The following is an 18,324-nucleotide window of genomic DNA, read 5'->3' as shown; positions in this document are numbered from 1 at the left end:
TACCGGACTCTAGGCGACTGGAGTTTCGACAATTTCGTAGTCATGGCTAATTTCCACACCAGCCCCTTCCAGCATAATGGATGCGGAGCAATATTTAGTCGCCGATAACTCGACCGCGCGGGCTACCTGCTTTTCCTTGAGTTCAGTGCCGCTTACTATAAAATGCAGGTGAATTTTGGTGAAAACAGCGGGCACCGCGTCGGCGCGCTCCGCCATTATTTCTACCTTACAGTCGCTGACGTTCTGGCGGGTTTTTTTCAAGATGCTGACCACATCGAAGTTGGAGCAGCCCCCGAGCCCCAGCAGCAGCATTTCCATGGGGCGTACACCGGTGTTGCGACCACCGTGATCCTCTGGGCCATCCATCACCACACTGTGACCACTACCAGACTCACCTAAGAACTGTGCACCATCTACCCATTTAACTGTTGCTTGCATGTTTGCCTCTCAATAATTAACCCGCGTTAAAGCGGCGCAAAGACTACCATAAAAGCGCATCCGCAGGATATTGGCGCATTTATCTTCACACGATAAACCACTGAAAACATTGGTTTTTCTTTCACTGTAATAACCAAGTCACAAAGATGGCAGACTTGTTATGCCTTGATTTGGCACTTAGAACAAATCGCGGCATAATGAGCCACCTTATTCTGAACGTACAATTTGCTAGGAGCCGCACTTTGGTCGCAGTCTCGCTAACACCGCACATCAACAACGTCGATGAATTTTTAAATCACTGCCATCGCCGCCGCTACCCCGCGAAAAGCACATTAATTTACGCCGGGGATAAAAGCGATTCGCTGTATTACATCGTAAAAGGTTCAGTCACCGTGCTGATTGAGGACGATGAAGGCCGCGAAATGATTGTCGCCTACCTGAACGACGGCGACTTTTTTGGCGAAATGGGGCTGTTTGATACTCAGGATTCGCGCAGTGCCTGGATTCGCGCCAAATCAGAGTGCGAAGTTGCTGAAATCAGCTATAGCAAGTTTCAGGAGCTAGCGGCTGACCATCCGGAGTTCCTGTTCGCCCTGAGCACGCAAATGGCCCGCCGCCTGCGAAAAACCACGCGCAAGGTGGGAGATCTTGCGTTTTTGGATGTCACCGGTCGCGTCGCTCGTACCCTGCTCGACTTGTGCAAAGAGCCGGACGCCATGACCCACCCGGACGGCATGCAAATTAAAATCACCCGCCAGGAAATCGGCCGCATTGTGGGCTGCTCCCGCGAGATGGTAGGCCGGGTACTTAAAACCCTGGAAGAACAGGGTTTGGTGGATGTAAAAGGCAAGACCATGGTGGTTTACGGGACTCGATGAGGTAGATAAAACCGTCTGATGTCGGAGGTCTGATGTTGGACGCGAATAAGAGCCCTGCTTTTTAAGCGGGGCTTTTTTATGCTTGGAGAACGGAGAATAATGTTGCGCTTATTAATTGGAAAAGCAACAAATTGGTAAACTTTGAGCTTCGCAACAAAAAAGGGCGAACCGACAGGTTCGCCCTTTTTGTATTGTCTGTTGAGCGTCTGACGTCAGGCCTCCGACATCAGACAGACATCAACTTAATCCGCCAGAGGTTCGGCTTTAATTTCACCGCGTACCAGCTTTTTGCGAATAATAAACAGGAAGGTGAAAGCCACAATCAGTGCAGCGGGAAACAGTGCCATGCTTTCCAAGGTCGCTACACCCGCGGCCAAATCCGCCTCGGCGCCCACTTTTCCGGCCGCCAAAGCGTCGGCCTTGGCCGAGTCGAGCCAGCCACCGATAATCGGATTCCAGATACTCACCGAGAACATTCCGGCCCCACCCATTAGCGACATACCCAATGCGCCGGTTTTGGGCAGGTACTCACTGACAAAACCAATCATGGTGGGCCAGAAGTACATTACCCCCAGGGCAAACAAAATCGCAGCCACATAAATCATTGGACCGGTGGCAAAGCTCATGGTGTAAACACCAATCGTGGCAACTACAGAGGATGCCAAAAGCACGCCCGCCGGGTTCAGCGCTTCGACTACAGGACCAGCAAAGTAGCGCCCTACCGCCATCAACCCGGTCACCATGGCCAGAATCACCATGGGGTGCACACCTGAGCTGCCCAGAGTTTTCTCAACCCACTGCTGCGGACCGAATTCAGAAATAGCGGTTACCGTCATGCAGATCATCATAAAAATGAACAGTGGCGAGGCCAGTGCTTTGACGTTATTAAGTGTGGATGTCTCGGTATGATCCAGCGAGGGGAAAGCCTCGACAAATACCAGGTAACCGTAAATTGCAGTGGGAAGCAGCATAATACCAATTTGCCACTGCCAACCCAGGCCCAGCACATCGCCCATCAGCAAAGAGGTGAGTGAGCCAATCACAATACCACCGGGAAACCAGACGTGAAATTTGTTCAGCATTACCGTTTTCTTGTCGTGGTAAAGCTCGGCAATGAGCGGATTACAAGCCGCCTCAACAGAGCCGTTGGCAAAGCCGATAAAGAAGCTGGACAAGATCAGCGTCCAGAAGCCGGTGGCGGTCATGGTCATGACCAACCCTATGGCATGGCAAATAAACGCAATTGCCAACAATTTTTTGGGGCCTAAAAAGTTATAAATCAGGCCGCCAAACATCATGGCGACAGGAAAGCCTAAAAAGGCAACTCCGTTAATCCAGCCTAGCTGGGTATTGTTGAGCTGAAAATCTTCCCCGAGCTGAGTGAGGATACCGGCGCGAATCGCGAAGGTCATGGCTGTTACGATCAGTGCCACACAGCTGGCGGTAAATATTCTGGAACGATGGACTTCGGTCATAGTTTTAGCCCTATGGTTATTGTTATCAAAACCGGGCGTTACGCCCGGCTGTATCATCTAATGGTTATTACAGTTCAGTCCAGCGACTGTCGGCCTCGGACGACGCCAGTACCGCCGTAATAAATTTCAAGCCTTCAACACCGGTATCAATACCGGGAATCCAGCTTTCGATATCAACGGTTTTGCCTTCGCGCTTAGCCTGTAAAACATCCGCCACATCGTTATAGATGGTGGCAAATGCTTCCAGATAACCCTCGGGATGACCGAAGGGAATACGAATACCGCGCACGGCAAATTCGCTGTCCCAGTAGTCGTCGCGACGGGTGATGCGCTGCTGCGGAGCGCCGAGCGGGGTAAACCACATTTCGTTAGGGTTCTCCTGCGACCAGGAAAGGCCGGCTTTGTCCCCATAAAGGCGAATGCGCAAGCCGTTTTCACAACCCGGGGCTACCTGGCTGGACCACAGCATACCCTTGGCCCCACCTTCAAAACGCAACATCACATGAACGTTATCGTCCACCGGGCGACCAGGGACAAATGCAGTTAAGTCAGCGCATACCGAGGTCACTTTCTGGCCGCTGATAAAACGCGCCAGCTGAAATGCGTGGGTGCCAATGTCGCCCAGACAGCCAGCCGCACCGGAGCGCGCCGGGTCGGTGCGCCAGGAAGCCTGCTTGTTGTCTGAATCCTGCTGCTCGGTCAGCCACTCTTGCGGGTACTCCACCTGAACAATACGGATGTTACCCAAGTCGCCGCGCTCGACCATTTCGCGGGCATAGCGAACCAGCGGGTAGCCGCTGTAGTTATGGGTAAGCGCAAAAAAAGCGTCGGATTTTTTAACCAACTGCTCCAGCTCCAGCGCCTCTTCCAAGGTGCGAGTCACAGGCTTGTCGCAGATGACGTTAATGCCCGCCTCAAGCGCCGCCTTTGCCACCGGAAAGTGCATGTGGTTGGGCGTTACAATGGCGACGGCCTCGATGCCATCGTCGCGGGCCGCTTCGGCCTTAAACATTTCTTCATAGGAGCTGTAGGCGCGATCCGGGGCAATCAATAAGTCCTCGGCCGAGGCCTTGGCGTTTTCCGGGTTGGAAGACAAGGCCCCCGCCACCAGCTCGTACTTGTCATCAATGCGCGAGGCAATGCGATGCACGGCGCCGATAAACGCGCCGCGGCCACCGCCGACCATACCTAAACGAATACGCGGTGCGGCCATTATTTGCCTCCCAAGCCGAGAATACGGCGGTTGCTGGCTTCATCTGCTTCGCCGCCGGCAAAGTCGTCAAAAGCTTTTTCAGTAATGCGAATAATATGCTCGGATACGAAGCGCGAGCCCTCTTCGGCGCCCGCCTCGGGGTGCTTCATGCAGCACTCCCACTCGATCACAGCCCAACCATCGTAGTCGTACTGGGTGAGCTTGGAGAAGATTCCTTTAAAGTCCACCTGGCCGTCGCCCAGCGAGCGGAAACGCCCGGCACGCTCGACCCAGCCCTCGTAACCACCGTACACACCCTGTTGGGCGGTGGGGTTAAATTCGGCGTCTTTAACATGGAACATTTTAATGCGCTCGTGATAGCGATCGATAAACGCCAGATAGTCGAGCTGCTGCAAAATAAAGTGGCTAGGATCGTAGAGGATATTGGCGCGCGGGTGATTATCGACCTCTTTCAAGAAGCGCTCAAAGGTTACGCCATCGTGCAGGTCTTCGCCCGGGTGCAGTTCATAGCAAACATCCACACCGGCCTCGTCAAACGCATCCAGAATCGGCTTCCAGCGCTTGGCAAGCTCGGCAAACCCGGTTTCCACCAGGCCCTGCGGACGCTGCGGCCAGGGATAAACAAACGGCCATAGCAGTGCGCCCGAGAAGGTTGCATGCGCGGTCAAACCAAAGTTTTTACTGGCTTTCGCCGCCAGGTACATCTGCTCTACCGCCCATTGCTGGCGCTCATCAGGTTTGCCGTGCAGATGGTCGGGAGCAAAAATGTCGAACATTTCATCGTAAACCGGATGCACTGCCACCAACTGCCCCTGTAAATGGGTAGACAGCTCGGTCAATTCCAGACCGTACTTGGCGAGAGTGTCGGTTACTTCTTTGCAGTAATCTAAATCGTTGGCAGCGCGTTCAAGATCGAACAAACGCTTGTCCCACGAGGGCATTTGAATGCCTTTAAAGCCGAGACTACCGGCCCACTTGGCAATGTTTTCCAGGGAATTGAACGGTGGCTCATCTCCGGCAAATTGCGCCAGAAACAGCGCTGGGCCTTTGATCATCTTCATTGTTATTCTCCATTGGGTCCGGCCGAATCCGCAGAGGGAAACGGCGTGCTAATGAAAGGTTTTATATTTAATCGTATTTTTATATGCAATTACTGTAACGCGTTTAGAAGGCGAAGCCAAGCTTGCGAAAACGCAGGGAGTATAGCAAGTAGTCAAATAAACCCCATCCCCCTTTAGCCCAGACTTGGCAGAAGTTGGCACTTCTTTACATAGAACGCTGGACGCCCGAGGTCTGACGTCTGATGCAGCTCGCGTCCGACTTCAGGCGTCAGACATCCAGCCCATTAAAACAAAGCCCCGAAACCTAAAACCGGCTTCGAGGCTTGTATTTTTACAATGCACAGATGACGAATTAAATCTTCATATCCCCAAAGAAATTTTTCATACCGTCAAACCAGCTTTTTTGCCGAGGCGAGTTTTTACCCTCTTTCATAGTGTCGGCAAATTGCTGCAGCAGGTCTTTCTGCTTGCTGGTAAGGTTAACCGGCGTTTCCAACACCACCCGGCACATTAAATCACCAGCCGCCCCACCTCGCACCGGCGTGACGCCTTTACCGCGCAAACGGAACAGCTTGCCGGTTTGGGTTTCAGCCGGCACTTTGAGCTTAACGCGACCATCCAGCGTGGGCACTTCAATTTCACCGCCCAATGTCGCCTGGACAAAATCAATGGGCACTTCGCAGTACAAATCGCGTCCATCGCGGGTAAAAATTTCGTGCTCTTTAACGTTGATTTGGACATACAAATCACCGGCCGGGCCACCTTCTGTACCCGCTTCGCCCTCACCGGACAAACGGATGCGGTCACCGGTATCAACGCCCGGCGGCACTTTTACCGACAGAGTTTTGGTCTCTTCCACCCGGCCCTGTCCGTGACAGCTGCCACAGGGGTCGGAAATGGTGGTACCGCGACCATGACAGCTGGGGCAAGTTTGCTGTACCGAGAAAAACCCCTGCTGCATTCTTACCTGGCCGATACCGCCACAGGTGGCACAAGTGACAGGCTTACTTCCAGGCTTGGCGCCAGAGCCATCACAAGTTTTACAGGCCACCAAAGTGGGCACTTTAATTTGCACCTGTGAGCCGCGCACGGCATCTTCCAGCGATAAGTCCAGGGTGTAGCGTAAATCAGAGCCGCGCGAGGGGCCGCCGCGTCGACCACGGCCACCGCCTGCAGCGCCGCCAAATATATCGCCAAACACATCGCCGAAAATATCGCTGAAATTACCAAAGCCACCGGCGCCGGCGCCGCCGCCCATTCCGCCTTGACCATCAACCCCTGCGTGGCCGAATTGATCGTAAGCGGCGCGTTTTTGCTCGTCAGACAATACCTCGTAGGCTTCGCTCGCCTCTTTAAATTTGTCTTCCGATTCTTTGTCGCCCGGGTTGCGGTCCGGGTGGTGCTTCATGGCGACCCGGCGGTAGGCCTTTTTCAGCTCTTGCGCCGAGGCGTCTTTGGACACCCCCAGTACTTCGTAATAATCGCGTTTTGCCATGTGTTTGTGTTTCCTCAAAAATTGGAAGCCTCAGGGCCTGTTGACAGGCCCTAACAACAAATGCGGGCTAAGGTTGTCCCCGCCCGCATTCGCTGAGAGTTTGCGGCCGACAAGCGCCGGCCATCAGTCGCTAAAGGGACGTTTACTTCTTCTCGTCGTCTTTAACTTCTTCAAACTCGGCATCAACAACGCCGTCATCAGCTTCTTGCTGGGCGTCGGCCTGCTGTTCGCCGCCCGCCTGCTGCTGTTGCTCGGCGTACATTTTTTGCGCCAGCGAGCCAGACGCTTCGGTCAACTTGGTGGTCGCCGCTTCCATGGCGTCTACGTCGTCACCTTTAACCGCTTCTTCTGCTTCGGCAATTGCCGCTTCGATGGCCGACTTTTCTTCGTCGGTGGCTTTGTCGCCCGCTTCTTTGAGGGTTTTTTGCGTTGCTGCAATTAAACCGTCCAAAGAGTTGCGCGCTGTCACCAGCTTTTCAAACTTCTTATCCGCTTCGGCGTTGGCCTCGGCGTCTTTCACCATTTGCTCGATTTCGTCGTCCGACAAACCGGAAGAAGCCTTAATCACAATGGACTGCTCTTTACCGGTGGCCTTATCTTTCGCGCTCACATTCAAAATACCGTTGGCGTCGATGTCAAAGGTCACTTCAATCTGTGGCATACCGCGCGGAGCGGGCGGAATATCGGCCAAATCGAAACGGCCCAGCGACTTGTTCTGCGTCGCCTGCTTGCGCTCGCCCTGCACCACGTGAATGGTAACGGCGGTCTGGTTGTCTTCGGCCGTTGAGAACACCTGTGACTTCTTGGTCGGAATGGTGGTGTTTTTCTCAATCAGCGGAGTGGCGACACCGCCCATGGTTTCAATACCCAGGGTCAATGGGGTCACATCCAGCAGCAATACGTCTTTGACGTCACCGGCCAGCACCGCGCCCTGAATGGCTGCGCCCATGGCCACGGCTTCATCCGGGTTTACATCTTTGCGCGGATCTTTACCGAAGAAATCAGCAACTGCTTTTTGCACCATCGGCATACGGGTTTGACCGCCCACCAAAATCACGTCGCTGATGTCGTTAACGGATACCCCGGCGTCTTTAATCGCCATTTTCACAGGCTCCAGCGAGCGAGTTACCAGCTCTTCTACCAGAGACTCCAGCTTGGCGCGCGACAGCTTCACCACCAAGTGTTTAGGACCGGTATTGTCTGCAGTAATGTACGGCAGATTCACTTCGGTCTGCTGGCTCGATGACAGCTCGATCTTGGCTTTTTCTGCGGCTTCTTTTAAGCGCTGCAGGGCCAGTGGATCATTGTGCAGGTCAATGCCCTGCTCTTTTTTGAACTCATCGGCCAGGTAGTCAATTAGACGCAGGTCAAAGTCTTCACCGCCCAGGAAGGTGTCACCGTTGGTAGACAGCACTTCAAACTGGTGCTCGCCATCGACATCGGCGATTTCGATAATCGAGATATCGAAAGTACCACCACCTAAGTCGTACACGGCAATGGTGCGGTCGCCTTTTTTCTGGTCCATACCATAGGCCAGTGCTGCCGCGGTGGGCTCGTTAATAATACGCTTAACATCCAGGCCCGCGATTTTACCGGCGTCTTTGGTGGCCTGACGCTGGGAATCGTTAAAGTAAGCCGGTACGGTAATAACCGCTTCGGTCACTTTCTCGCCCAGATAGTCCTCGGCGGTTTTCTTCATTTTCTTCAGCACTTCGGCAGAGATCTGCGGCGGCGCTTTCTTGTCGCCCTTCACCTCTACCCAAGCATCGCCGTTGTCGGCTTCAACGATGGAGTAAGGCACCATCTTGATGTCTTTTTGCACCACATCGTCTTTAAACTTACGGCCGATCAAACGCTTAACCGCGTACAGGGTGTTGTTGGGGTTGGTCACCGCCTGACGCTTAGCGCTCTGGCCCACCAGAATTTCGTCATCGTTGGTAAACGCAACGATGGACGGGGTGGTGCGATCGCCTTCAGAGTTTTCGATAACCTTGGCTTTATCGCCTTCAAGAACGGATACGCATGAGTTGGTGGTACCCAAGTCAATGCCGATAATCTTACCCATAAAATAAGTCTCCTAATTGTTGCTGCCGAACGCGACTGGCTTTAGCTCTACTAAAACCGCGACCTATCGGGCGCTCAGCCAATGTTCAAATCATGCCCGTAAGCGGGCTGTTCAGTCGTTACTGCCTATATGGGAACCGAGCTGTGCTTTTCAAGGTCGACCCAGGCAAAAAACCTTACAAAGTGTGTGCTTAAGCCTTAGCTACCACCACCATTGCCGGGCGCACCAGACGGCCGTGCAGGGTGTAGCCCTTTTGGAACACATCGATCACGGTATTGGGCTCTACGTCCGGGTTTTCAATCATGGACATGGCCTGATGCAGCTCGGGATTAAAGGGCTCGCCCACGGGGTTAACCGGCTCCACCTTGTGCTTGACCAAGATGTCGATAAACGACTTCAGAGTCAGCTCAATGCCTTCGATGATCGCCTTATTGGCATCGTCTTCGGCGTTAATGCTGGCCAGCGCCCGCTCCAGGTTGTCGACAACCGGCAGTAAATCTCCCACCAGCTTTTCCTGGCCAAACTTGTGAGCTTTCTCTACATCGGCCTCAGCGCGGCGGCGCACATTTTGTAGTTCAGCCTGGACGCGCAAGGTTTGCTCTTTTGCCCCCGCCAAGGCCAGGGTTAACTCTTCAACCTGTGAGCTCTCAGCTGAGATATCCACCTCTACGGCTTCCTCTTGCTCGGTCTGCTGCGCCTGTTCGGCTTCGTTTTCAACTTGCTCGTTGTGTTCTTGCTCTGTCACCTTGACTGCCTCTTACAAATTGGGAAATTATCAGGGATATGCGGGAGTTGGGGATCACCTTCGGCTTTTCAAGCCCTTTGCGCGAATCTCTAGTACCAACCACAAAAATACTGTATAAATAACCAGAAAAGAGCCCCAAACGGAGCAATTTATGCTGACCCACTTAAGCGTGCAGAACTTTACCCTGGTTGAACGGCTGGACTTAGACTTTAAATCCGGCATGACCGTCATTACCGGTGAAACCGGCGCAGGTAAATCCGTATTGCTGGAAGCGCTGGGGCAAACCCTGGGCGATCGCGCCGATGCCAGCCGGGTGCGCCACGGAGCCAAGCGCGCCGATATCAGCGCCACCTTCGACCTCAGCGCCATCAAGCGCGCTCAACAGTGGCTGGAAAAACAAGACCTCGAGCAGGACGAAGCTCCCAACGAGTGTTTGCTAAGGCGCACCCTGACCGCTGAGGGTCGCTCCAAGGCCTATATTAACGGCCACCCTGCCACTCTGGCACAGCTAAAAAACCTGGGCGAAATGCTGATGGACATTCACAGTCAGCACGAGCATCAATCGCTGCTGGTCAAAGACAACCATCGCCGTCTGCTGGATGAATATGCGGCCCACACGGCACTGGCGCGAGAGGTAAAAGAGGCCTTTCAGGCATGGAAAGCAAAGCGCGAGTGGCTGGATGAGCGCCGCGCCAATGCCGACGAATTGACTGAGCGCTACCAACTGATCTCTTATCAAGTAGAGGAGTTGGATCAACTGAATTTGCAAGACGGCGAGCTGGAAAACCTGGAACAAGAACAGCGCACTCTGGCCGATGCAGAAAACCTTTTACAGGCCGCGAGCCAATTGTGCGAACTAGGCAGCGACGAAGAAATGGGCCTGCAACAGGGTATTTATCGCGCCCTGCAACTGCTGCGCAACCTTGGCGATAAGCCAAAGCTGCTCCAGGAAGCCGAACAAATGTTGGCCGAAGCACAAATTCAGATTGACGAAGCGCTGCGCAGTGCCGAGCAATTTTCCGACGGTTTTAATCTGGACCCGGAACGCTTAAGCCAGGTAGATCAACGCCTATCGGCGATTTACGAGATAGCCCGTAAGCACCGGGTGACCCCGGCGGAGCTGATCGGTGTGCACCAGGCACTGGCGGATGAAGCGGCGCAACTAGGCGGCGGCGACGAGCAGCTGGAGCAGCTGGAGCGCGAAGTCAATGAGCTGGAACAGACCTACCGCCAACTGGGCAAGAAATTAACTCAAGCGCGAACCAAGGCGGGACTTAGCCTGTCCAAAAAGGTCAATAGCCACTTAAAACAGTTGGCCATGGAGCACGCTGTACTCACCGTGCAACTCACCGACCGGCACGAACGCCCTGCCCCCCACGGACTTGAAGACGTAGAGCTGCTCATCAGCACCAATCCGGGCCAACCAGCAGCCCCGTTAGCCAAGGTCGCCTCTGGAGGGGAGTTATCCCGGGTCAGCCTGGCCATTCAAGTAGTGGCCGCAGAACACAGTGCCATACCGAGTCTGGTGTTCGACGAGGTGGATGTGGGCATTGGTGGCGCCACCGCTGACACAGTGGGCCGACTGCTGCGGCAATTGGCCGCGCGAGGCCAAATTCTGTGCGTCACTCATTTGGCGCAGGTCGCCAGCAAGGGGCACCAGCATTTGAAAGTGGCAAAAGCCAGCAGCAAGCAAAAAGTGCTGACCAGCCTGGTGGAGTTGTCCGGCGGCGAAAAAGTAGAGGAGTTAGCGAGAATGCTGGGCGGGGCCGAGCTTACGGCAGAATCTCGCGCCCACGCCGAGCAGATGCTGGAGCGAGCCGGCTAAGCTGACCGGCTCGTTTCACTGGGGCTGGGGCTTTACGCCTTAGGTTTAACGTAAAGTACCAGCGAGTGGTCTTCCAGTGAGTAACCATGCTCTGCGGCGATTTTCTTCTGCAGCTGTTCGATTTCTTCGTTGTGGAACTCAATCACTTTGCCCGTATCCAAGCAGACCATGTGATCATGATGCTCACCGCGAGCAATTTCAAAGACTGAGTGTCCACCGTCGAAATTGTGACGAACCACCAGGCCCGCGGTCTCAAACTGGGTTAAAACCCGGTACACTGTTGCCAGGCCTACGTCGTCACCGGCTTCCATCAGCGCTTTGTAGACATCTTCTGCGCTCATGTGGTGGTCTTCTGAAGATTCCAGCATTTGCAAAATCTTCACCCGTGGCAAGGTGACTTTGAGGCCCGCCTTGCGTAATTCTTGGTTTTCGTCGGCCATTTTTTCGTCCAAACTCTTCTCAGTGTTTAACGTGATCAGGTATTATCGCCCATTCATTTTAGCAAGTGGAACCCCTGTAATGAAAATAATCAAAGCGCCCCTGATGGTCGTGTGCAGTCTGTTTTTGCTGGCGGGGTGTCAGTATTTTCAGTTTCCCGGCGTTCACAAGATCAATATTCAACAAGGTCACATCATCAACGAAGAGATGATTAGCCAGCTCGAACCGGGTATGAATAAGCGACAAGTGCGCTATATTCTGGGAACTCCGTTGATTGACGATGTATTTAACGATGATCGCTGGGACTACTATTACAGCTTAAAGATGGGTGATGGCCGGTTTTTTAAGCGTTCAATGACCGTGTTTTTTGATGGCGACACCTACACCCACTACGAAGGTGAAAACCTGCCGAAACCCAAAACCGAAGGCGATGATGAGCTTCCGGAGAACGATTTAGAGCCAGAAACTCCGTTGCCGACCAACGACTAACCACGATCGGTCAATAACTTATTCGCCCATTAATCGGCCGCAATCACAACCTGATCGCGGCCGTTACTTTTTGCGTCGTATAAAGCCTTATCGGCGCGCTCCAATAAGTTTTCGTCGTCGGCCTGCAGGCTGCTACTAACGCCTGCACTCAAAGTGACACTGAAGTGCTCACGCTCTGCACTGAAGCTCAAGACGGCGAACTTTTTCCGCACATCATCTAACAGAACCTGGGCCGAGCTGGCATCACAGTCGGGCAATATAGCGACAAACTCTTCGCCTCCGTAGCGACCCACGCTGTCGGTTCTGCGCAAACGTTGACGCAAAAGCTGAGATAGCGCGCGAATGACTTTATCGCCCACCGCGTGGCCGTAGCTGTCATTGACCCGCTTAAAGTGATCGAGATCAATCATCGCAACGCTAACCGGCTTTTGCTGCCGCGCCGCGCGCTGCAACTCAACACCGATTTGCTCTTTTATCCGGCTGTGCTTCAAAAGGCCCGTTAAGCTATCGCGGTCAATGGCATCGCTGAGCTGACGCACCCGAGCGGCGCGCACTGTCACCGAGCTGATCAGACGCAAATCAGAAATCGGTTTGGCTAGAAAGTCTTCACCGCCGGTGCGAATCGCCACTAACTGGCGCTGCTCATCTTGCTCTGAAGAGAGATAGGCGATTGCCACGCGAAGCCACTCGGAGTGTAGTCGTATCAATTGCGCCAGCTCGTAACCGCGGCAGCCGGGAAGATTCAAATCCAACAGCACCACTTCGGGGTGAAACTCCCGCATGACCTCAAGCACCTGACGAGGGTCCGTGATGGCTCGCACTAGCATCCCAGCGCCTTCCAGCACTAACTGATAGTGACGCGATAAAAGGGCGTCATCATCAACAATTAGCACTCTATAGGGAGCCGAATGCTGCATATTGAGATGGGATTCCAGGCAATCTACCACCTCGGGAATATTCAACGGCTTGAGGAAATAGCCGATGGCTCCGGCCCTTACCGCCGCCATGTGCGCATCGAAATCATTGCGGCTGGTAATTACAATGGTTGGCGGCGGCTCGCCTTCGACACTTTGCTTAAGCTCACTCACCACATCAGGGCCTAAGCGTTTATCCCCTTCAAGTGAGACATCGACGATTAAGAAGTCGGGGCGCTGCTGGCGGTAAGAATGCTCCAACTGATGCAGCTGGGTAAAGTGATGTACCGTATAGCCAAAATTTTCCAGTGCCACGCTCAGCTCTGCGGCGAGCGACTGATCATCTTCGACTAGATAAACCAGGTTATTTGCGGTGTTAGTAGCTTTTAATAAAGGCTGTGCAACCTTACTGGGAGTGGTCGTAGGTGCATCAATTTCTGCGCCGAGCTCGGCAATCTGTTTGATGACTTGCTCAAGCTGCGCGGCCGCTGGTGGCTCTATCTGCTGCTGCCAACTCTGCAGCAAGACTTCAAGCTCGCGGGCCTTGCGACTGAACTGCGTTAACCCGAAACTACCTGCCGACCCCGCCAGCTTGTGCAGCCTTTGGTAAACCCGTGCCACTGTGTCAGCGGAATATTGCGAGCTTAATTGCCCGGCATCCTGGCAAAGATCGGCTAATTGCGCGGGTAGTTTCTCGCGATATTCACGGCGCAGGTTGTCGAGTTTTTCTGCTACCGAGACTCTTTTGTCAGATTTCACTCACGACCCCTGGGGTTTACTGCGCCTTATTCCAGATATCCTGGATTTGACTGGCTAAGGTTAACGGGTCAAAAGGCTTGGCGATAACGTCTACAGCTCCGAGCGCCAGATATTCTGCAGTTTCACTGGGCTGTACTTTTGCTGTCATAAAAACAGCTGGCACCTTGCCAAGCTGGGGAAGCTCACGCAATTTGTGCAAGGTTTCCGGCCCGTCCATGCCTGGCATCATAACATCAAGCAGGAGTAAATCGGGGGTCTGTTCTTGCACCGCCGCCAAAGCCTCGGCGCCACTGGCGCAGCTAAGCAGGCGGTAACCACCGATTTCCTCTAGTGCTAACTCAGCAATCGCACGAATATCCGGCTCGTCCTCGACGTAAAGTATCCATTCAAGCTTCTGTTTATTATTCATAATATCCGCCCTATCCTGACATTTGTTGCCGATGTAACCAGCGATCTAGCCATATCACCAAAGAATCGGCTAGGTGTTCATCTTTATCAATCACTGCCGTTACCTTGTTTCTGTCTTGGCTGGCAAGCCCCATCTGGGAGACCACCAACACATCGGTATATTCACCGCAAATACGCTTATCTACCAGCTCCATTCCATCGCCATCGGGCAGTAACAAATCGAGAATAATCAGCTGATAAGTGTCTTTAGCAAGCGCCGACCGCGCCGCCTGCAGACTGCCGACATGAATCAAATCCACGCTGTCACCCGCTAAGGAGGACATTAAATCGGCCATACTTTGATCGTCTTCTATGTGCAGCACCTTAGGTTTAGATGTGCCCTTCGGCACAAACTGTTGCGCCCCCATAAAAGCGGGTAGAACCAAAAAGAAACGACTGCCCTGCCCCTCTTTGGAGGTAAAACCAATACGGCCATCCATGTTTTCGACAATTTGCTTACTGATTGCCAGCCCCAAGCCCGTGCCACCTTTGCTGCGGCGACTGGAGCTGTCGGCCTGAGAAAATTTCTGGAATATTTGCGATTTAAATTGCTCGGGGATACCCGGCCCGTGATCAATCACATTAATTTTGATCTGCCCCGGCTCCCAATCGAGAAGAACACTCACCTCGCCGTCAGGCGGCGAGAACTTGGTTGCATTGGAAAGCAGGTTCGCCATCACCTGCTCAAGGCGCGCCGCATCCACATTGGCCACGACGGCGCGATCTCCCATTCGCTGACGCACCTTCGAGTCGTCCAGCACCAAGGTTACCGAATGCTCCGAAGCATAAGTGGAATGGTCATCGATACACTTTTGCACAATAGGCAGCAGGGGCTGATAGGTAAGGTTGAACGCCATCTTTCCAGCCACCAGTTTTTCCATATCAAGTAAATCGTTTACCAACAGAATTAAACGATTACTATTGGCATGGGCGATATCAACCAACTTACGCAGCATTTCTGGCACGGTCCCCAAGGTGCCGCTATTTAGAATTTTTAACGCCCCACTAATGGCCGTCAGTGGCGTTCTCAGTTCATGGCTGACAATGGCAATAAATTCGCTTTTCATTTGCTCAATGCGCTTGCGTTCTGTGATGTCACGCACCATGGCAATATATAAAGGCTGCTGCGCCCGGGTCACTTCAGACAGTGACACTTCAATGGGAAACTGCTCGCCGGATTTTTGGATACCGAGCATTTCATGCTCGCTTCGCCGCGCACTGCTTTGCGGCAACAACCAATCCACAGACCCCTCACTGTCATGTAAAATCAAACGGGCGATAGAGCCGCCGAGAATTTCATCGGCCGACCAGCCAAAAATTTTCTCGGCCGCTTTGTTCAAAGTGTCTATTTCGCCGTTCTGGCGCAGTACCACAATACCGTCGGCGGCGTTATCCAAAATCGTCTGGGTGCGCTCGGCTGACGCGCGAAGCTCTTCTTCCTGTGCACGCAAGACGGTAACGTCCCTCGCCACGCCCAGGTAGCCTTCTATTTGCCCGCTTTCATCTAACACAGCGGTGATGGTTAAAACCACTGTCAGTTCAGTACCATCGCTACATACGTACTGCCACTCCCGCTCGTCGGCTATACCCTGGCGCGCTTTCACAATAAGCACGTCGAAGGCGGGAGTTTGATCCGGATCTAACCCCAGCAGCTGCGCCTGATCTCTGAGCTCTTTTTCGCTGTGCAAGGCGGTCACGTTTAACTGGTTTAACACATCCTCGGCCCGATAACCGAGCATTTTTTCTGCACCGTCGTTAAAGGTGCGAATAATGCCTTTGCAGTCAGTGGCAATCAGTGAAACACTGGCGGCATCGAGAATGGCTTTGCGCCATCGATTAGAAAGCTGCAGTGCCTGCTGGGCTTGTACTTCCTCGGTGACTTCCCACAAATAGCCGTGCCAGATTACCCCGCCATTGTCCAATCGCTCGGGGCTTGTCTCTCCCCGGACCCAAATCTCGCCTTTTTGCGGGTGGATAACACGATAGCAGTCAGACCAAACTTCAACCGTTTGTGCCGAATGATTGATGCGCTCCTGCACCCGTTCTAAATCATCAGGGTGAATGCGATCAAGAACGCTAGAAGCCGACTCTTTTGCCTCGGCAGGAGTAACCCCATACACATCAAAAATACCGCGACTGGCGTAGGGGAAATAGCTGCTGCCGTCAGCGTTTAGCTGGAATTGGCAAACACAGCCGGGCAGCGTGTTGGCAAGCTTGCTAAAGTTCTCCGACAGCTCGCGATTTTCCCGCTCCTTAAACCAGCGCTCAAGAGTAGCACCACCCCAGCGGGCGAGCAGCCTTACAAAGTCTCGTTCGCCATCGGTAAAAGGCTCACCGCGACGTTCGGGTGATGAGAAATTAAGCGTACCAAACAGTTCGCCATCAACCCATAAAGGTGCACCTATATACGATTCGAGCTGGGTGCTGCGATAACAGGGATGCAAAGCAAGATCGGAGTCTGCAGTGTGATGAATAGCCAGCACATCCCCCAGCCGCAGAGTCTCGACACAGAAACACTCCGGCAAGTGAAATTTCTGCCCGTCGGACAGCGTATCCGGCGGGGAGCTTTGCACGTACACCGTATAATCGTTGCCCTCGATTTGACTCACGATGGCCAATGGCAACTTAAGATACTTTGCCCCTAACTCAAGCCCCTGGCGAAGTAATTCCGGGGCAGAGGTACCGGGCAATGAGGCGATTTCATTTAACTGGTGCAATGCCTGCTGCTGACGCAGTACCAGCTCGTTGATTCGCTTGCGCTCATCGATACGAGTGTAAACCCCCAGCATTCTCAGCGCGCGGTTTTCACTGTCGCGTGCGGTGACTTTGCCACGGGTTAAAAACCAAATATACCGACCCTTGTCATCCTGCAGCCGGTGTTCGTGTTCAAATTGCGCCGTCATCCCCTTTACATGAGTTCGCAGCCTGACGTTGCAGGGTTCGATATCGTCCGGGTGGATTCGTTGAGTCCATTCGGCCACGCCAGTCTGGGTACTGCCCCCCGGACTGACGCCTAACATTTTTTTCCAGTGCTCAGAGAAAGTCACTTCGCCCGAGCTAATATCCCAATCCCAATAGCCACTTTGGCTGTTCTCCAGGGCCAGTTGCAAGCAGTGGCTGGTTTCTGCCAAAGCATCTCGCTCGCGACTTACCGAACTTTTAAATTCATTGGCCAAACGATTAAACGAACGGTGAAACCGCACCCAAAGCAGTATTAACACAGCGCTGCAGAGCAGCCACACAACCGTCCAGAACAACATTTTTTCCGCGCGCATCGCTTCGCGAGCGGCGAGCTGTGCGCCTACACTTTGCAACACCACTAGCTGTAAGGGCTCAGCGCTGTTCAGCTGCTTACCTAAATTGTATTGTCGGCGAAGAAAATCGCCGTTTCGATCTGAGCCTTGCTCCAGAGCCTGCTTCAAAGCCTGCGTATCTGATAAACCCGCGCTGTGGAATAGCACACGGTCCTCATCGCCGGTTAACACCCACTCTAATTGCTCCGGCGCCAGCAGCGAATTTAGCTTTGCCGCCAGTGGCCATAAGGCCAGCCAGCAGGACCGCCCACCAGCATCGCCCAGCGACGTTACCAGATAAATATCGCTGGCGCCTGTTAACCAGCGTGAACCTGTAGGCAAGCGACACAGTGCCTGAGAGGATTGAAGGTTTGCCTGCAAAGACTCAGGCAAAGCACTGAAATCGTCAGAGGAGGCCAGTATCAGTCCGGGCCAATGCTGGGCCAGTTGCTGCACTTGCAGGCGGGTGGTGTCAGAATCCTGCGCGACGTTCGTCAAAGCCTGAAGTAAACGGGTCAGGTTTTCACGCATTTGCAGCTCGCGCTGTAGCCAAACCATATGCTCCTGCAGGTGATCCAGGGTGTGGGCTCTGTGCTCGTGCCATTGCGCTTCCATACGCCGCTCATCGCTGTGCCACATAAAAAGCATAACCAAGCCCAGCAACAGCACCATCAACCAGGGCAAAAAAGTGAACCAACGAGCAGGCTTAAACGCTTGCATACCTTTCCTTGTCATTAATAAATGGGGCGCTAGCCATAAGCGCCTCAGGCCTTTCACTTACTAAAACGT

14 protein-coding genes are annotated in these 18,324 nt (G+C 53.5%); 3 read left to right on the top strand and 11 right to left on the bottom strand.

Going from position 1 to position 18,324, the window contains the following annotated elements:
* Window positions 1-9 precede the first annotated feature (9 nt).
* Window positions 10-438, bottom strand: a complete 429-nt coding sequence (locus tag NHM04_RS00265; protein ID WP_254265057.1) for an OsmC family protein — start codon at window positions 436-438, stop codon at window positions 10-12.
* A gap of 242 nt (window positions 439-680) precedes the next feature.
* Here NHM04_RS00265 and crp point away from each other — a divergent pair, with 242 nt between their 5' ends.
* Entirely contained in the window at window positions 681-1,316 is a 636-nt protein-coding gene (gene crp / locus NHM04_RS00260; RefSeq protein ID WP_254265056.1) for a cAMP-activated global transcriptional regulator CRP, read from the top strand.
* Between the two features lie 242 nt (window positions 1,317-1,558).
* On the opposite strand, the gene NHM04_RS00255 is transcribed toward crp, so the two are convergent.
* From NHM04_RS00255 to grpE, 6 genes are all read right to left on the bottom strand, one after another.
* The gene (locus tag NHM04_RS00255; RefSeq protein WP_254265055.1) at window positions 1,559-2,791 is read right to left on the bottom strand and encodes a sugar MFS transporter; all 1,233 of its coding nucleotides are present in this window, start codon (window positions 2,789-2,791) and stop codon (window positions 1,559-1,561) included.
* 67 nt (window positions 2,792-2,858) lie between these two features.
* Window positions 2,859-4,004 (bottom strand): Gfo/Idh/MocA family protein, encoded by a 1,146-nt coding sequence (locus NHM04_RS00250; RefSeq protein WP_254265054.1) that lies wholly within the window; start codon window positions 4,002-4,004, stop codon window positions 2,859-2,861.
* Window positions 4,004-5,065: a sugar phosphate isomerase/epimerase gene (locus NHM04_RS00245; protein ID WP_254265053.1), complete on the bottom strand. Its 1,062-nt coding sequence runs from the start codon at window positions 5,063-5,065 to the stop codon at window positions 4,004-4,006. The genes NHM04_RS00250 and NHM04_RS00245 overlap by 1 nt, the downstream gene beginning before the upstream one ends.
* Window positions 5,066-5,417: 352 nt before the next feature.
* Entirely contained in the window at window positions 5,418-6,560 is a 1,143-nt protein-coding gene (dnaJ, locus tag NHM04_RS00240; RefSeq protein ID WP_254265052.1) for a molecular chaperone DnaJ, read from the bottom strand.
* A 142-nt stretch (window positions 6,561-6,702) separates the two neighbouring features.
* Window positions 6,703-8,625, bottom strand: coding sequence for a molecular chaperone DnaK (dnaK, locus tag NHM04_RS00235; RefSeq protein ID WP_254265051.1), 1,923 nt, complete (start codon window positions 8,623-8,625; stop codon window positions 6,703-6,705).
* 190 nt (window positions 8,626-8,815) lie between these two features.
* Window positions 8,816-9,370, bottom strand: coding sequence for a nucleotide exchange factor GrpE (gene grpE / locus NHM04_RS00230; protein ID WP_254265050.1), 555 nt, complete (start codon window positions 9,368-9,370; stop codon window positions 8,816-8,818).
* 151 nt (window positions 9,371-9,521) lie between these two features.
* Between grpE and recN the strand changes: the two genes are divergently transcribed.
* Complete coding sequence (gene recN / locus NHM04_RS00225; protein WP_254265049.1) at window positions 9,522-11,195, top strand: DNA repair protein RecN; 1,674 nt, start codon at window positions 9,522-9,524, stop codon at window positions 11,193-11,195.
* Window positions 11,196-11,227: 32 nt separating this feature from the next.
* On the opposite strand, the gene fur is transcribed toward recN, so the two are convergent.
* Window positions 11,228-11,635: a ferric iron uptake transcriptional regulator gene (fur, locus tag NHM04_RS00220; protein WP_254265048.1), complete on the bottom strand. Its 408-nt coding sequence runs from the start codon at window positions 11,633-11,635 to the stop codon at window positions 11,228-11,230.
* Window positions 11,636-11,714: 79 nt separating this feature from the next.
* Between fur and NHM04_RS00215 the strand changes: the two genes are divergently transcribed.
* The gene (locus tag NHM04_RS00215) at window positions 11,715-12,122 is read left to right on the top strand and encodes an outer membrane protein assembly factor BamE (protein ID WP_254265047.1); all 408 of its coding nucleotides are present in this window, start codon (window positions 11,715-11,717) and stop codon (window positions 12,120-12,122) included.
* Window positions 12,123-12,151: 29 nt separating this feature from the next.
* Here NHM04_RS00215 and NHM04_RS00210 read toward each other — a convergent pair whose 3' ends face one another.
* Genes NHM04_RS00210 through NHM04_RS00200 form a run of 3 tightly spaced genes read right to left on the bottom strand, consistent with a single transcriptional unit; the run spans window position 12,152 to window position 18,255 of the window.
* Window positions 12,152-13,795: a diguanylate cyclase gene (locus tag NHM04_RS00210; protein WP_254265046.1), complete on the bottom strand. Its 1,644-nt coding sequence runs from the start codon at window positions 13,793-13,795 to the stop codon at window positions 12,152-12,154.
* Between the two features lie 16 nt (window positions 13,796-13,811).
* A complete protein-coding gene (locus NHM04_RS00205; RefSeq protein WP_254265045.1) occupies window positions 13,812-14,204 on the bottom strand; it encodes a response regulator in 393 nt (130 codons plus the stop codon).
* A 10-nt stretch (window positions 14,205-14,214) separates the two neighbouring features.
* Window positions 14,215-18,255 carry a PAS domain S-box protein gene (locus NHM04_RS00200; protein ID WP_254265044.1) on the bottom strand — a complete coding sequence of 1,347 codons (4,041 nt, stop codon included), beginning with the start codon at window positions 18,253-18,255 and terminating at the stop codon, window positions 14,215-14,217.
* Between the last annotated feature and the right edge of the window lie 69 nt (window positions 18,256-18,324).

Origin of the sequence: Gilvimarinus sp. DA14 (genome assembly GCF_024204685.1) — a bacterium.
In the GTDB taxonomy this organism is placed as follows: domain Bacteria; phylum Pseudomonadota; class Gammaproteobacteria; order Pseudomonadales; family Cellvibrionaceae; genus Gilvimarinus.
The sequence above is the reverse complement of the archived record's forward strand: the minus strand, read 5'-3'. Positions and strand labels throughout refer to the sequence as shown.